13 protein-coding genes are annotated in these 15,185 nt (G+C 70.7%); 7 read left to right on the top strand and 6 right to left on the bottom strand.

Features of this window, described 5'->3' with window-relative positions; genetic code table 11:
• The first annotated feature begins 175 nt into the window (after window positions 1-175).
• Entirely contained in the window at window positions 176-1,369 is a 1,194-nt protein-coding gene (locus tag ICW72_RS21060) for a hypothetical protein (RefSeq protein WP_191082701.1), read from the top strand.
• An 82-nt stretch (window positions 1,370-1,451) separates the two neighbouring features.
• On the opposite strand, the gene ICW72_RS10725 is transcribed toward ICW72_RS21060, so the two are convergent.
• The 6 genes from ICW72_RS10725 to ICW72_RS10705 form a co-directional block, all read right to left on the bottom strand.
• Entirely contained in the window at window positions 1,452-2,249 is a 798-nt protein-coding gene (locus tag ICW72_RS10725; RefSeq protein WP_191082700.1) for a sulfotransferase family protein, read from the bottom strand.
• Window positions 2,249-3,181 carry a sulfotransferase family protein gene (locus ICW72_RS10720; protein ID WP_191082699.1) on the bottom strand — a complete coding sequence of 311 codons (933 nt, stop codon included), beginning with the start codon at window positions 3,179-3,181 and terminating at the stop codon, window positions 2,249-2,251. Before ICW72_RS10720 ends, ICW72_RS10725 begins: the two co-directional genes overlap by 1 nt.
• A gap of 41 nt (window positions 3,182-3,222) precedes the next feature.
• On the bottom strand, window positions 3,223-3,345 hold the full coding sequence (locus tag ICW72_RS21055) for a hypothetical protein (protein WP_269749813.1): 123 nt from the start codon (window positions 3,343-3,345) through the stop codon (window positions 3,223-3,225).
• A 693-nt stretch (window positions 3,346-4,038) separates the two neighbouring features.
• Window positions 4,039-4,794, bottom strand: coding sequence for an ABC transporter ATP-binding protein (locus ICW72_RS10715; RefSeq protein WP_191082698.1), 756 nt, complete (start codon window positions 4,792-4,794; stop codon window positions 4,039-4,041).
• Between the two features lie 17 nt (window positions 4,795-4,811).
• Window positions 4,812-5,597 (bottom strand): ABC transporter permease, encoded by a 786-nt coding sequence (locus ICW72_RS10710; protein ID WP_191082697.1) that lies wholly within the window; start codon window positions 5,595-5,597, stop codon window positions 4,812-4,814.
• 250 nt (window positions 5,598-5,847) lie between these two features.
• Window positions 5,848-7,401, bottom strand: coding sequence for an ABC transporter substrate-binding protein (locus ICW72_RS10705; protein WP_191082696.1), 1,554 nt, complete (start codon window positions 7,399-7,401; stop codon window positions 5,848-5,850).
• 81 nt (window positions 7,402-7,482) lie between these two features.
• Between ICW72_RS10705 and ICW72_RS10700 the strand changes: the two genes are divergently transcribed.
• Genes ICW72_RS10700 through ICW72_RS10675 form a run of 6 tightly spaced genes read left to right on the top strand, consistent with a single transcriptional unit; the run spans window position 7,483 to window position 15,164 of the window.
• Complete coding sequence (locus ICW72_RS10700; RefSeq protein ID WP_191082695.1) at window positions 7,483-9,771, top strand: penicillin acylase family protein; 2,289 nt, start codon at window positions 7,483-7,485, stop codon at window positions 9,769-9,771.
• A gap of 5 nt (window positions 9,772-9,776) precedes the next feature.
• Window positions 9,777-10,454 (top strand): GntR family transcriptional regulator, encoded by a 678-nt coding sequence (locus ICW72_RS10695; RefSeq protein ID WP_191086226.1) that lies wholly within the window; start codon window positions 9,777-9,779, stop codon window positions 10,452-10,454.
• Between the two features lie 46 nt (window positions 10,455-10,500).
• A complete protein-coding gene (locus tag ICW72_RS10690) occupies window positions 10,501-11,730 on the top strand; it encodes an aminotransferase class III-fold pyridoxal phosphate-dependent enzyme (protein WP_191082694.1) in 1,230 nt (409 codons plus the stop codon).
• A gap of 25 nt (window positions 11,731-11,755) precedes the next feature.
• Window positions 11,756-13,348, top strand: a complete 1,593-nt coding sequence (locus tag ICW72_RS10685; RefSeq protein ID WP_223880526.1) for an ABC transporter substrate-binding protein — start codon at window positions 11,756-11,758, stop codon at window positions 13,346-13,348.
• 1 nt (window position 13,349) lies between these two features.
• The gene (locus ICW72_RS10680; RefSeq protein WP_223880525.1) at window positions 13,350-14,357 is read left to right on the top strand and encodes an ABC transporter permease; all 1,008 of its coding nucleotides are present in this window, start codon (window positions 13,350-13,352) and stop codon (window positions 14,355-14,357) included.
• A gap of 3 nt (window positions 14,358-14,360) precedes the next feature.
• Window positions 14,361-15,164, top strand: coding sequence for an ABC transporter permease (locus ICW72_RS10675; protein WP_191082693.1), 804 nt, complete (start codon window positions 14,361-14,363; stop codon window positions 15,162-15,164).
• Window positions 15,165-15,185: the final 21 nt, after the last annotated feature.

Genomic DNA, 15,185 nt, shown 5'->3' with positions numbered 1-15,185 from the left:
TGGGGCCGGCCTGCCTCGCCGGGCGAGAGATGACGAGGGCATGATGCGCGGGCTGATCATCCTCATCTGGCTCATTTCGCTCGCGGTGAATGCGCCGGGGCACCTGTCCTTTGATTCCATCGTTCAATTTGCCGAAGGGCGGAGCGGCGTCTTCGGCGGTTTCCATCCGCCGATCATGTCGGCGCTGCTCGGGGTGTTCGATCGGGTTCTTCCCGGCACGGCGCTGTATCTCGTCTTCGCCTCCGCCCTTTTCTACCTGCCGATCCTGGCGCTGGCCGGCGGCGATGCGGCGCGCCGCCCCCTGAACCGGCTGGCGGGCGCCGCCCTGATCCTGCTTCTCGTCACGCCATTCCTGCTGATCTACCAGGGCATCGTCTGGAAGGACGTGCTGTTTGCCAATCTCGCCCTCTCCACCTTCGCCTGCCTGGTGCAGGCGGAACGGGAGGAACGGCGCCCGACCCGCCTGGCCTGGCTGGGCGCGGCCGCGGTGCTGGCCGCCCTCGCCGCCGCCACGCGCCAGAACGGGCTGGTGGTGCCGCTCTTCGCGGCGGCGGCCCTCGCCTGGCGGATGCCGCCGCCGGTGCGCCTGCGCAGGCGGTTGGCAGCGGCGGGCCTCTGGCTTCTGGTGACCGGCCTTGGCCTGCTGGGCACCCAGGCGGGCATCCGCCTCGCGGCGACGCAGCCCCTGGGAAACGGCGTCACCTTCGCCCTGACGGCGCTGCGGCAGTATGACATGGTGGGGATGGTCGCCCATGGCGCGCCGCCCTTCAGGGGCGCGGAGGCCGATACGCCGGAGGCGGCGCGGGTGGCCGCCGATTTCCGCCGGCTCTACGAGGCGAGCCGGCTCGACCGGGTGAAGGCGGCGCCGGAGGTCATCGCCTATTTCGCCCAGGCCGGCGGTGACAGCGGGCAATGGTGGCAGATGGTGCGGGACAATCCCGGCGCATGGCTCGCCCATCGGGCGGCGGTGTTCCGCTGGATGGTGCTGCCGCCCGACATCCGTGAATGCCTGCCGGTCTGGATCGGCGTGGAGGGGCCCGCCGGGCCGATCACCTCCTTGGGCCTCACCCGCGGTTCCCGCCCGCAGGACAGCGCGCTCTATGCCTATGCGACCCGATGGTTCGGCACGCCCCTGTTCCTGAACGGCGCCTGGGCGCTTCTGGCCGTGGGGCTCGGCGCCCTGCTGCTGCGGCGCCGCGCGACGGGCGATGCGACGATGGTCGGGCTTCTCGCGGCCGCGCTCGCCTTCGCCGGCAGCTTCGCCCTCATCGGCATCGCCTGCGATGTGCGCTACCTTTTCCTGCTGCCTGTCGCCTGCTGCGGCGCCCTCGCCCATCTCGCCGCGGCGCCGAAGCGGGCTGTCGCCTAGAGCATGCCGCGTTCACATGCGTTCACGCAGCCTGCTCCAACCTTTGTGGAGCGCGGGATTCAGCGTGTTCGGTGATTCCACCTCAACGCATCCCGCTCCAGGACATAGTGCTGCTTTCAAGGGTCGGTCCGTCCTGCAAGGTGGGCCAGTGGCTGGCCTCGATGCCGGCGAGTTGCACCGCCTCTCGCGCATCCTCGGCGAACACTCCCCGCAAATAGGCGATGTCGGCCGGCGACGGCCCGTCCTGCGGATAGGGGTTGGAATTGGCCCGGATGTGGGGCACCCGCGGGAAGGGGGCGATATTGGCGAAATCGGCGATCCGTCGCAGCGCGCCCGCCACATCGCGGAACAGGGTCGCGTGGTCGAGCAGCAGCACCTGCTTGTCGGAGAACAGCATCAGCGCCCGGCGGAGCTGGGCCGCGTACATGCCCCGTTCCACATAGGAGAACAGGCGCCAGGCGGATTCCGGCGCGCCGGCTTCCAGGCGCCGCCGGCCCTCCCTGATCGCCTCCGCGAAGGCCAGGGGCTCCGTCCCATGGTGCCGCTGCATGCACCATTGGGACCAGGCCCGCTCAATGGGATCCCGCAGGATGATGACGATCCGCGCGTGTGGATTGTAGCGCCGGACCCGTGCCAGGGCGGGGGGCCAGAAACTGGTGATGGGGGTTGCCTCGAACCGGAGTTCATCCCGCCGCGCGGGCGGATAGAAGGCATGCAGCCGCTCATCCGGCGGCTGGCTCCAGTCCAGCGTCTCGTCGTCGAAGACGTGGGTTTCCTTGACCGAGGGGCCGATGAGGCCGGGGTGGAGGCGCAGATAGGCGTCGAGGCTGGTGGTGCCCGCCTTCTGCACGCCGGCGATGAACAGGCCGACCCGTTCCATCACACGCCGAGGCCCCCGGGCAGCGACCTGTTGAGGCGCTCGAAAAGCGCCGCCAGCGCCGCGCCGTCCCGCAGGGGATCATCGGATTTCCAGGCCGGATGCTCCGCCGTGAGGCGGTGATGGAGGAATTCCATCTCGGTGGAGAGCGAAAATCCCGCCGCGCAGGAGAGGACCGCCTCCGCCGCCGCATCCACCTCCGCCTGCCCGGCCGCGTCATCCGTCTCCGCAAGGCGCGAGAGAGTGGCATGGAGGCGGTCGAGCCGCGTGCCGATGGCAGGACCGAACACGTCGCTGGACCGAAGCGCGTGATGGTGGCGCAGCGACGGCTTCACGGGCGCCACCTCCGGGTCTTCGGCGTGCCAGGGGCCTGGCAGGGTGCGAATGCGGGCAGCGGTTCCCCGCCAGTCCGCAAGCATGTCTTCATAGCGCACGGTGATGCGCGGCAGGTCGCGGCTGTCCCGTTCCGCGGCGATCATGTGCCGCGCCCAGAGCAGGCCGGCATAGCTGGCCGACATCTGGTTCCGCACCGCGAGCGAAGTGGCCACTTCCGCCGGATGGCGCAGGGCCATCACCACGCAGGCCTCCCGCCCCGCCAACCCGAGGATCCGCCGGAACAGGGGAAAGAAGCGGCACATCCTCGGGTCCTTGATGACCGGCAGCGCGGCATCGGAAAACTCCGCGGCCACGGCCTCCACCAACTCGCCGATCAGGGCCTCGGCAACCTCGGGTGGCGCCGCGGCGAGGGAAAATGGCCTTACATCGAACCAGACGGAGCCCGCGGCGGACAGCAGGCGCTCGTGCAGGACCACCAGCGCGGACGGTTCGAAATAACCTTCGGGATTGTCCGGCCCCGGAGGGCTCAGCCGCAGCGGCAGGTTCGCCCCGAGGCAGGCGAGCAGATGGGTGAGCGCGGATGTGCCGCTGCGATGCATGCCAAGGACGATACAGGCATGCCCGGACAAGGGGGGTGGCGTCATCGGTCCAGACCGCCGCCGACAGGCGGCATGCCGCCCTGGCCATCGGCGATGCCCCGAAGGAAATTGCCGTCTGCGGCTTTTGCGGGCAGGTCGTTCAATGACACGTTATCGTCCAACATGGAGTCCTGGATCGGTCAGAGTTGGGGCTTCGTCGCTCCATGCCCACCATCAGGTCGGCCGGCCAAGCAAGCCCTGCACGCCCGTCGAAGCCGGCGTGTCCGCCACCTTCGCCGACGCCACCCGATCCCAGGCGGAGAGGAGATCAATGGAGGGGGGCGCTGGATGGCCTATCGCATTTATCACCTGCCCCGCAATCCAGTTCCATAGGCCTGCTGGCGCGGACGCCGCAGGATGCACGATAGGTGGCGCGCTCCGATCAGGATGATGTCTGGCTGCCCCCAAAGCCGGAGCGCATATGCGCCGCGTTGTCCAGGGTGGCAGAAGGCGTTCCCGCACTCTCCTGCCCTCGCCAACGGATCGTTGACCGAAACCTCAAACCTGTCGGGTTGAGTGCCGAGACCCTTGCATGGGGCGAAGGCCATGCAGCCGCGAGTTCGCGCCTGAGGCGGTGACGCTGGTCGGGGATCGCGGGGCTGCCGTGCCTCAGGCCTGTCGCGCCCGCTGTCCTGCCGATGCTCGGCGCTGGATGTATCGCGCGCCGGTTTCCATGTCCGGCTGGCCCGAAAGGCGCGTCCGCCCCGATGGCCGCCATGCTTTCTAGAGCATGCCGCGTTCACATGCGGTCACGCAGCCTGCTCTCACCTTTGTGGAGAGCGGGATTCAGCGTTCTCAGTGATTCCACCGCATCCCGCTCAGGGCGCCGCGCGTCTGGCGGCATACCACTCGAGGGCATCCTGCACGGCGCCGTCGAACATCAGCCTGCCGTGCTCCATCACGATGCCGCGTGTGCAAAACCGAATAACGGCCTCCGCGGAATGCGACGCGAGGACAAGTATACCGGATCTCGCAACGAGTTCGTCCAATCGCCGCGCGGCGCGCTCCATGAAGGCGGCATCTCCGGCGGCGATCTGCTCATCCAGCAGGAGGATGTCCGGTTGGATGCTGGTGGACACGGCGAAGGCCAGCCTGGCCCGCATGCCCTCCGAATATGTTCGGAGCGGCATGGACAGGAAGGAGCCCAGTCCTGCAAAGGCCTCGATGTCGGGCAGACGTGCTTCAACCTCCCGCTTGGTCATGCCGAGGTAAAGGCTGCGGAGGCGTATGTTCTCATAGCCGGTCGCATCAGGGTCCATCCCGAAACCGGTGTCGAACAGTGGCGCCACGCTTCCGGACAGCCTCACATCCCCCGTCTGCGGGATGTAGATTCCGGCAATTACACGAAGCAGCGTGGTCTTGCCGGCGCCATTATGGCCGATCAGCGCAACGCGTTCGCCATGTCCGATATGGAGCGACAGATTATCAATGGCGCTGATCACGATACGCCCGTTGCTTGCGGGTTTCACACGACCACCGGTGCCCGCCTCAAGCACACGATATTTGAGGGAGCGGTTCGCGCCATCGTAGATCGGAAAGCTGACGCAGATGTCTTTCAAGAAAATGTCTGACAAGCTCCGGTCCTTTGCCGTCAGAGCCAATACGCGATGCGCGCCCTGAAGCGTGCAAACAAGAAAAACGCGCCGAGGATGGCCAATAAGGTGCAGCTCAAGGCAAATACCCAATAGAGCAAGGGTGGCGGCGTTCCGAGAAGCGGGTCCCGGAATGTTGAAAGGATGTAGTGAAGCGGATTGAGGTAGGCTACGAGCGCACGCGTCGGAGGTAAGTCATCAGCGCGCCATATAATGGGTGTCACAAAGAAGACAAGCGTCACCAAATTCGTTATCATCAGTGGAATATCGCGGAAGCGGGCGCTGAGTATGCCAAATCCGAACGAAAGGGCCGCGCCAAATATTGCTAAATTAACGAGGGCAGGTATGACGAGAAGTGTACTCACTCCAATCGGAACGCCAAAGGCTATGATAAGAAGCAAAATAACGACGCCATGATGCGCCGATATGATGAGGTTTCGCCATACTGTTCTAAAAACATGAACGCTCAGCGGTATCGCTACTTGCTTTATTGCGCCCTCAGCTGAAGTAAATGCCATGCAGCCCTCATTGATGAGTGCGGCGATGAGCATCCATCCAATCAGCCCAATTCCCACATACGGCAAATATTCTGACAGCGGCTGTCCAAAAAGGCTGCCATAAACCAGTCCGAGTCCAAGCACAAATGCCGCAACACTCAAGGTGATCCAAAATGGACCCAGAACAGACCGGCGATATCGTTGCTTCACATCGAGCCACCCGATCGCCATCCAAAGACCTGGGTGACGTAGGGCCTTCAGCAGGTCCGTTGCGGCCGCGCGTGCCATGCCGGGGTCAACGCCGAAGGCGCGCAAAGGGGCTGTATTGGGCCGGCCCATGTTCTCAACTCAAAAAGGGTGAAAAGGCAAACCCAAGCCAGCGCCTTGCCGAACCTGATGAAAGCGGTCGGACCATGGGTGGCGCGCAAGTTACGCCCCTGGGTGGGGTTGGGCAACCGCACGGCCCGCGGCCATGGGCGCGCGAGGTTCGGCGCCCGGACGCTCGATCATGTGATGCGGCGGAAGCCGCCCCCGCGTCTCAGATCCGCGCGCCCCAGAACATCGGGTAGGCCGCGCGCGGCAGGTCGCGCAGCCGGTCACGGTAGCCGGCCGGGATGGTGAACTGGCCCCACATCAGCGAAGGCACATGCTCCACCACCCGCGCCTGGATGCGCGCCGCGATGGCGCGCCGCCCGGCCGGGTCGGCGGTGGCGGCGAATTCGCGCAGCGCGGCCTCGATCTCGCGGTCGCAATCCCAGCCCGTGAAGTCGGCGCAGGTGTTGGACACGTAGAAATGCGTGAGCGGCGAGAACATGTCCGTGCCGTTCGCGTAGACGGAGAACATGTGCCACCCCTCGCGCCGCGCCCGCCGCGCCAGCAGGGTGCCCCAGTCCATCACCTGCTCCTCGACGCGGAAACCCGCCTGCTGCATGGCCTGGATGGTCACCTGCGCCGCCGTCTGGCTGATGCCGCCTGCCACCGTCAGGAAGGTCAGCGGCTGGCCGCGGTAATTCGTCGCCGCCAGCATCCGCCGCGCCTCCGCCACGTCGAAGCCCATGCGTTCCGCGCCCAGCCGGCTTTCCATCGGGCCTTCGCACAGGAAGGCCGAGGGGCAGGGGGGCGAGCGGTAGCGTTCCGGCACGCCGATGGCGGTGAGGATCGCGGTCTGGTCCACGCAGCGCCAGAGCACCTGGCGGATGGCCGGGTCGTTGAAGGGCTCGGCCGCGTGGTTGATGCGGAAATTGCCCTGGAACTGGTGGATGCCGCCGAAGCCCTGGGTGCGGACGCCGCGCGCGCGCTCGATGCGCGGCAGCAGGTCGAAGGGCAGGTACTGCATGTAGTCGATCTCGCCCTGGATGAGGGCGGAGGCGCCGGTCGCCTGGTCGGGCATCACGCGCAGGTTCAGCCGGTCGATATGGGCGCGCTTGCTGCCGGCCAGGAAGTCCTGCGGTTCCTCGCGCGGGACATAGCCCTCGAAGCGCTCCAGCACCATGAGGTCGCCGGGCCGCCAGTCGGCGGCGCGGAAGCGGAAGGGGCCGCTGCCCAGCGGCTCGCGCAGGCGCTGCTCCACCGGCACGGCGGCGAGGCGCGCGGGCATCATGACGGGCAGGGGCGCGTTGGGCTTGCCCAGCACGTCCAGCACCAGCGGGAAGGGGCGGCTGAGGGTCAGGCGGAAGCTGCGCGCATCGGTGGCCACGAGTTCCGCCTTGGCGGCCCAGAGCATGCGGCCCAGCGCGTCCCGCGGCGCCCAGCGCTCCAGGCTCGCCACGCAATCGGCGGCGGTGACGGGCGTGTTGTCATGCCACATGAGGCCGGGGCGCAGGCGGAAGCTCCAGGTCAGGCCGTCGCCGCTGGTCTCCCAGGCCTCCACCATCTGCGGGCGGATGACGCCTTCTCCGTCCATGGCGAAGAGCGTGTCGAAGACATGGGTGGCGAAGCTGCGGGTGATGGCGGCGGTGGTCGCGTGCGGGTCGAGGATGACCACCTCGCTCTCCAGGACGATGTTCGCCACCGTGCTGGCGCGGGCCGTGCCCGCCAGCATCGGAAGGGCAAGCCCGGCCCCCAGCACGCCGCGTCGCGAGAGACTGCCCATTCCCCGTTCCTCCTGATGATATATTCTCCACAGGCTAGGTGGCCGCCGGAAGCGCGGTCAAGCGAAACGGTTGGGGGATGCATGGACGCGGAAGAGTTGCGGGCGGCGGCACGGGCGGCGCTGCCGCCGCTGGAGGGCAGCGTCACGGTCGCCGGCCTGCATGGCCCCGCCACCATCCGGCGCGACGCCGATGGCGTGCCCCATGTGCGGGCCGGGACGGCGCGAGACGCCTTCTTCGCCCAGGGCTTCGCCCATGCCCAGGACCGGCTGTTCCAGCTGGAACTGAACCGCCGCCGCGCGCTGGGGCGCAGCGCGGAATGGCTGGGGCCCGCCGCCTTCGCGGCGGATGCGCTGGCGCGGCGCCTGGGCATCGAGGCCGCGAGCCGGCGCGACGCGGCGGCGCTGGACGCGCCTGCGCGGGACATGATCGCCGCCTATGCCGCGGGGGTGAACGCCTTCCTGGCCAGCGGCGCCCCGCTGCCCATCGAATATACCCTGCTGGGCGCCACGCCCGAGCCCTGGGAGGGCTGGCAATGCATCGCGGTGATGCGCCGCCTCGGGCTGCTGATGGGCTCGGTCTGGTTCAAGCTCTGGCGCGCCGCGGCGCTGCCGGTGGCGGGCGAGGCCACCACCAGCCTGCGCTATGATGATGGCGGCGCGGACGCCTTCATCCTGCCCCCGGGCGCGGAGGGGGAGCGCTGGCGCGCGGCCCTGTCGGACCTCGCCCCCGCCGTGGCTTCCCTGCTGGAGGCGGCCGAGGCCGACGCCACCGGCGGCGGCAGCAACAACTGGGTGGTGTCGGGCCGCCTGACGGACACCGGCCGCCCCGTCCTGGCGGGCGATCCGCACCGCGTCTTCGAACTCCCCAACATGTATGTGCAGACGGGGCTGAGCTGCCCGGAATTCGACGTGATCGGCCTGACGGTGCCGGGCGTGCCGGGCTTCCCGCACTTCGCGCACAATGGCCAGGTGGCCTGGTGCGTGACGCATACCTTCGCGGACATCCACGACCTCTATCTGGAACGCTTCGACGCCGAGGGCGCGCGCACGGAATTCCGCGGCGGGTGGCTGCCCGTGCGCCGCCGCGTCGAGATTGTGGCGGTGCGGGGCGAGGCGCCGCGCGAGGTGGAGATCATCGAGACCCATCACGGCCCCGTGATCTGCGGCGAGCCCTCGCGCGGCACCGCGCTCGCGCTGAAATCCGTGCAGTTCGCCGAGACCGACCGCAGCTTCGACTGCCTGCCGCGCCTGCTGACGGCGCCGAGCGTGGCCGCGCTGTTCGAGGCCACGCGCGGCTGGGGGCTGATCGACCACAATCTGGTGGCCGCCGATACGGCAGGCGGCACCGGCTTCCTGCTGCGCGCCCGCGTGCCACGCCGCAGCCGCGAGAATGGCTGGCTGCCCGTGCCCGGCTGGACCGGCGCGCATGAGTGGCAGGGCTGGATCGCGCATGAGGAGATGCCCCAGGTTCTGGACCCCGCGCCGGGCCTGCTCGTCACCGCGAACAACCGCGTCGTGCCCGACGACCACCCGGATTACCTCTGCACCGACTGCCACCCACCCTATCGCGCCGCCCGCATCCAGGAACTTTTGCAGGACCCCGCGCGGCGCAGCGTGGAGGGCGCGGCCGGCGTCCATGCCGACACGCTCTCGCCCATCGCGCGCCTGTTCCAGGAGCGGCTGGCGCGGCTGCCAACGCCATCGCCCGCCGCCGCCCGGCTGCGCGAGGCGCTGCTGGCCTGGGATGGGCGCATGGAGGCCGGTTCGGAAGCCGCCAGCGCCTATATCGCGCTGCGCCTGGCGCTCACGCGGCGCCTCGCCGAGGCCAGCGGGCTGGGCGGCCTGGCCGGGCATGCATGGTTGAGCCCCGCCCCGGGCGTCGCGCCGCTGACCCAGCTCTGGTGGTGCCTGCCGCGCCTGCTGCGGGAGGATGATGCGCGGCTGCTGGGCGGCCTCTCCTGGGAGGCGGCGCTGGCCGAGGCGCTGGAACAGGTGGCGGCCGCCCCGCCCGCCGCGAACTGGGGCGAGGCGCACCGCCCGCGCTTCACCCACCCGCTCTCGCCGGCCTTTCCCTGGGCGGCGGCGGTGCTGGACCCGCCGGCGCAGCCGCTCGCCGGCGATGGGGACACGGTGCAGGCCAATGGGCTGGTCGCGCCGCTCGGCCCGGCGGCCGCCTATGGGGCGCTGGCGCGCTATGCCTTCGATGTGGGCGATTGGGAGAACAGCCGCTGGGTGGTGTTCCTCGGCGCCTCGGGCCATCCGGCCAGCCCGCATTACGCCGACCAGCACGCCGACTGGGCGGCCTGCCGGATGCGGCCCATGCGCCGCCACCCGCAGGCGGGCCCCTGCACGACCCTGCTGCCGGCGTGAACAGGATGGCCCCCGACCCCCGCGACAGCCTGACCAGCCGCGTCCATGCGGAGCTGCGCGCGGGGCTGCTGCACGGAAGGCTGCGGCCCGGCCAGCGCCTCAAGATCCGGGAGCTGGCTTCCGCCATGGGCGTGAGCGAGACGCCCGTGCGCGAGGCGGTGATGCAGCTGGTCCGCGAGGGCGGGCTGGAGCTGCGCCCCGCCTCCGCCATCCGCGTGGTGCGCCTCAGCCTGTCCGACTACCTGGAGCTACGGCGCATCCGCATGCTGCTGGAGGGCCTGGCGGCCGAGGAGGCGGCCCGCCGCGCCACGCCCCCCGCCGTGGCGGCCCTGGCCGAGGACCATGCGGCGCTGGAGGCGGCCGAGGCATCCGGCGAATGGCAGCCGGCCATCGAGGCCAATTTCCGCTTCCACCACGGGCTGTGGCGGCTGGCGGGGATGCCCAATTTGCTGGGCATCCTGGAGGGGATCTGGCTGCGGAACGGGCCGCTGCTGAACCTGCTCTACCCGGATGCGAAGCCCAGCTACCTCGGGCGGCACCGCCATCTCGACATCCTGGACGGGCTGCGCGCGCGCGATGCCGAGCACACGCGGGCCGCCATGCACGCGGACCTGGTGGAGGGCGGGCGCGGCCTGCTGCGGCGGCTGGAGGAGTTGGAGGCCACCGAATCCCGTTGCGCGTGAGTTTTCGGGGTGTTTTGATATATCCTCCATAATTGGAAGGCCCTCCATGCCCCGCGCCCCCGCCTCCGACGCCACCCTGCGCGAACGGGCGCTGCGCGTGGTGCCGGGCGGCATGTGGGGCCATCTGCACGCGCAGCGCCTGCCGCAGGGCTACCCGCAATTCTTCGCCCGCGCGGAGGCCGGCCATATCTGGGACGCGGATGGCCGCGAATATGTGGATTTGATGTGCAGCTGGGGGCCCATCGTGCTGGGCCACCACGACCCGGTGGTGGACGCCGCCGCCGCCCGCCAGGCCGCGCTGGGCGACTGCCTGAACGGCCCTGCCCCCGTGATGGTGGAGCTGGCCGAACGCCTGGTGGACCGCATCCCGCACGCGGACTGGGCCATGTTCCAGAAGAACGGCACCGACGCGACCACCGCCTGCGTCACCATCGCCCGCGCCGCCACGGGCAGGCGCGTGATCCTGGTGGCACAGGGCAGCTATCACGGCGCGGCGCCCTGGTGCACGCCCGTCCCCGCCGGCACCACCGACACGGACCGCGCCCACCAGCTGCGCTTCCGCTACAATGACGTGGCGAGCCTGGAGGCGGCGGCCGATGCGGCGGGCGATGACCTGGCCGCCGTCATCGTCACCGCCTTCCGCCACGACAATGTGGTGGACCAGGAAATGCCCACGCCCGAATTCGCCCTGGCCATGCGCCGCCTCTGCGACCGGCGGGGCGCGGCGCTGATCCTGGACGATGTGCGCGCCGGCTTCCGGCTGCACCGCGGCGGCAGCTGGGAGGGGCTGGGCGTGCGGCCCGACCTCTCGGCCTGGAGCAAGGCCATCGCGAACGGCCATGCGCTGGCCGCCGTGACCGGCAGCGACGCGCTGCGCGAGGCGGCTTCGCGCGTCTTCGTCACCGGCAGCTTCTGGTGCGCTGCCGTGCCGATGGCGGCGGCGCTGGCCACGCTGCAACGCCTCGATGAACTCGACGCGGTGGCGCACATGGAACGCCTGGGCCGGCGGCTGCGCGAGGGGCTCGCCGCGCTGGCCGCGCAGCACCGCGTGGGGCTGCGCCAGTCGGGGCCGGTGCAGATGCCGCTCTTCCTCTTCGACGGCGATGCGGAGTTCCGACAGGGCTCGGCCTTCTGCCGCGCCGCGCTGGAGGCGGGCGCCTATCTCCACCCGCGCCACAACATGTTCCTCTGCGCCGCCCACACCGATTCCGACATGGACCGGGTGCTGGACGCGGCCGATGCGGGTTTCCGCGCCGTGCGCCGGCTCGCGGCATGAACCATCACCATCCAGGAGCAGTGCAATGGGTAGCATGACGGGTTTCGCGCGCCGCTCGGTCGTGGCGGCGCTCATGGCGCTCGGCCTCGGCGGCCCGGCGCTCGCGCAGCAGGCGCCGTCCACGCTGGTGGTGGCGCGGAACATGGACGTGAACTCGCTCGATCCGCATCGCGGCTTCTGCGACACCTGCCAGATCGTCTTCGACGCGCTCTACGACACGCTCGTCACCATCGGGCCGGACAACCGCACGCCGGTGCCGCGGCTCGCCACGCGCTGGGAGGCCTCGTCCGACCTCACGCGCTGGACCTTCCACCTCGACCCGCGCGCGCGCTTCGCCTCGGGCCGCGCGGTGGAGGCGGCGGATGTCGCCTGGTCCTTCCGGCGGCTGGCCGCGACGCGCGCCAGCAGCAGCTTCCTGGCGGGCGACATCGAGCGCATCGAGACGCCCGATGCGCACACGGTCGTCGTCCACCTGAAGGCGGCGAATTCCGAGTTCATCGGCATCGCGGCCGCGCCCTACATGGCCGTGGTGGACCGCGTGGTGGCCGAGGCGGCGGGCATCCGCGCCGAGGGCGAGGTGGCGCAGGATGGCGGCGACCGCTGGTTCGGCGAGAACTCCGCCGGCAGCGGCCCCTTCACCCTGGCCCGCTACCGCCCGAATGACGAGCTGCGCCTCGCGCGCAACGCGAATTACTGGCGCGACGCCCCCGCCTTCGCCGAGGTCGTGATCCGCCAGGCGGCGGGCGCCGCGGTGCAGGGGCAGCTGCTGGCCTCGGGCGGGGCCGACATCGCGCTGCAGCTCGACACCGAGACGGCGCGTGCCCTGCCGCGCGACCGGGCCACGGTGCAGGTGCTGCCCTCGCCCAACTTCATCTACCTCGCCATCGCGCCCGGGGCGCCGGCGGCGCAGGGGCGCTTCACGCCGGAGGTGCGCGAGGCCATCTCGCTCGCTGTGGACCGCGCGGCGATGATCGAGTTCGTGCTGGGCGGCGCGGGCAAGCCGCAGGCCAGCCCCATCCCCAACGGCTTCCCCGGTAGCGCGGGGCTGGAGGTGCCGGGCACCGACCTGGCGCGGGCGCGGCAGATGCTCGCCGCCGCCGGCCATGGGCGCGGCTTCGACGTGGATTTCACCTTCCCCGCCATCAACAGCTATGGCGCGGACATGTCGCTGGTCGCGCAGCGGCTCCAGCAGGATCTGGGCCGGGTGGGCATCCGGCTGCGGCTGCAGCCCGCCACCTTCCCGGTCTGGGTGCAGCAGATGCGCGCCGCCCAGCTGCCCATGACCATCGGCTACTACGCGCCCGACTATTTCGGCTCGGCGCAATATGTGAACTTCTTCGGCATCATGGAGGGCACGCCCTGGTTCACGCGCGCAGGCGGCGGCAACCTGCCCTCCATCGCGAACGGGGAATTGCGCGGCCTGCTGACCCGCGCCCTCGCCGCGCCGGAAGCGGAGCGCGAGTCCGCCTTCCAGGCCGTCGCGCGGTCCATGATGGGGGACCGGATCATCCTGCCGCTGCTCTCGCCGGACCTTGTCATCGCGCACCGTCCGGGCTTGCAGGGCGTGCGCTACAGCACCTGCTGCAACCTGCCGCTGGCCGAGATCCGCCCCCGCTGACGTGGTCCTGATCCAGCGCCTGCTGCTGCTGCCCGTCCTGCTGCTGGGCATCGCGGCGGTCAGCTTCGGCCTGTCGCGCGCCACCGGCGTGGACCCCGTGATCGCCATCGTGGGCGAGCGTGCCATGGAGGACCCCGCCGTGGTCGCCGCCGCCCGCGCGCAATGGGGGCTGGACCGGCCGGTGGTGGTGCAGTTCCTGCGCCATGTGGCCAATGCGGCGCAGGGCGATTTCGGCACCTCCTTCCGCACCCGCCGGCCGGTGGGCACGGATCTGGCGGAGCGCCTGCCGGCCACGCTCGAACTGGTGCTGGCGGCCACGCTGCTGGGCACGCTGCTGGGTGGCGCCCTGGCGCTGCTGAGCGCGCGCTGGCCGCATGGGCTGCTGGACCAAGCGGTGCGCGGCTTCGCCTCGGCCGGCGTGTCCATTCCGGTCTTCCTGGCGGGGCTGCTGTTCCTATGGCTGTTCGCCACCTGGCTCGACTGGCTGCCGGGGCCGGGGCGGCTGGATGCGCGGCTGACGCCGCCGCCCGTGTGGACGGGGCTGCTGCTGGTGGACGCGGCCTGGGCGATGGACTGGGCGGTGTGGCGGGATGCCGCGCGGCGCCTGGTGCTGCCGGCCGCCGCCCTGGGCTGGGGCATCGCGGCGCTGGTCGCGCGGCTGCTGCGCGCGACCCTGATCGAGGAGCTCGCGCGCTTCCACATCGTCGCCGCGCGCTCCCGCGGGTTGAGTGAGGGGCGGCTGCTGCTGGACCACGCTCTGCCCAACGCGATGGTGCCGGCGCTGACCTTGATCAGCCTTTCCTTCGCCACGCTGGTGGCCGGGGCGGTGCTGACCGAGACGGTCTTCGCATGGCCCGGCGTCGGCGCCTATGCGCTGGAATCCGCGCGCACCCTGGACTACCCGGCGATCATGGCGGTGACCATGCTGGGCGGCGTGGCGCTGGCGCTCAGCGGCGTGGTGGCCGATGCGGGCCAGGCCTGGCTCGACCCGCGCCTGCGGGACCGTTGAGGGGTGTGGCGCCGCGCCCTGGCCTCGCCGGCCGCCATCCTTGCCCTGGTGGTGCTGGGCTTCTGGGTGGTGACGGCCATCACCGTGCCCTGGTGGGGCCTGCCCGACCCGACCGAGAGCGTGGGCCGCCGCTTCCAGCCGCCCGGCGGCGCCTTCCCGCTGGGCACGGACGCGCTGGGCCGCTGCGTGTTCTCGCGCACCCTGCACGGCGCGCGGCTGTCGCTGCCGCTGGCCTTCTGCGTGGTGCTGGGGGCCGCGGCGCTCGGCGTGCTGCTGGGCGCCATCGCGGGCTTCCTGGGCGGGGCGGCGGACTGGCTGCTGTCGCGGGCCGCCGACATCGCGCTTGCCTTCCCGCCCGTGCTGCTGGCGCTGGCGGTGGCGGCCACGCTGGGGCCGGGGCTGCTCAATGCGGGGCTGGCGATGCTGGCGGTATGGTGGCCCATCTACCTGCGGCTCATGCGGGCGCAGGTGCGGGGCGTGATGCGGATGGAGCATGTCCAGGCGGCGGTGACGGTGGGCTCCACGCCGGCCGCCATCCTGCGCCGGCATGTGGTGCCGCTGTGCACGACGCCCATCCTGGTCGCGCTGCCGCTGGACCTCGGGCAGGTGATCCTGCTGGGGGCGGGGCTGAGCTTCGTGGGCCTGGGCGCGCCGCCGCCCGCGCCGGAATGGGGGCTGATGGTGGCCGAGGGGGCGACGGCGCTGCACCGCTGGTGGCTGGTGGCCGGGCCGGGGGGCGCCATCCTTTCCGTCGTGCTGGCCTGCACCCTGCTGGGCGACCGGCTTCGGGAGCAAGGGCGGGGCTGAGGCGCGGGGGTGTGCGGTCGC

Source organism: Roseococcus microcysteis (assembly GCF_014764365.1).
Taxonomy (GTDB): Bacteria; Pseudomonadota; Alphaproteobacteria; order Acetobacterales; family Acetobacteraceae; genus Roseococcus; species Roseococcus microcysteis.
Note: the sequence above shows the minus strand (reverse complement) of the source record. Positions and strands in the feature narration are given on the sequence as shown.

Bases quoted from the DNA above. Each gene is read 5' to 3' on its own strand.
- ICW72_RS21060 (WP_191082701.1), top strand. From the start codon at position 176: ATGTCGGCGCTGCTCGGGGTGTTCGATCGGGTTCTTCCCGGCACGGCG.
- ICW72_RS10725 (WP_191082700.1), bottom strand. From the start codon at position 2,249: ATGGAACGGGTCGGCCTGTTCATCGCCGGCGTGCAGAAGGCGGGCACC.
- ICW72_RS10720 (WP_191082699.1), bottom strand. From the start codon at position 3,181: ATGCATCGCAGCGGCACATCCGCGCTCACCCATCTGCTCGCCTGCCTC.
- ICW72_RS21055 (WP_269749813.1), bottom strand. From the start codon at position 3,345: ATGTTGGACGATAACGTGTCATTGAACGACCTGCCCGCAAAAGCCGCA.
- ICW72_RS10710 (WP_191082697.1), bottom strand. From the start codon at position 5,597: ATGGCACGCGCGGCCGCAACGGACCTGCTGAAGGCCCTACGTCACCCA.
- ICW72_RS10705 (WP_191082696.1), bottom strand. From the start codon at position 7,401: ATGGGCAGTCTCTCGCGACGCGGCGTGCTGGGGGCCGGGCTTGCCCTT.
- ICW72_RS10700 (WP_191082695.1), top strand. From the start codon at position 7,483: ATGGACGCGGAAGAGTTGCGGGCGGCGGCACGGGCGGCGCTGCCGCCG.
- ICW72_RS10695 (WP_191086226.1), top strand. From the start codon at position 9,777: ATGGCCCCCGACCCCCGCGACAGCCTGACCAGCCGCGTCCATGCGGAG.
- ICW72_RS10690 (WP_191082694.1), top strand. From the start codon at position 10,501: ATGCCCCGCGCCCCCGCCTCCGACGCCACCCTGCGCGAACGGGCGCTG.
- ICW72_RS10685 (WP_223880526.1), top strand. From the start codon at position 11,756: ATGGGTAGCATGACGGGTTTCGCGCGCCGCTCGGTCGTGGCGGCGCTC.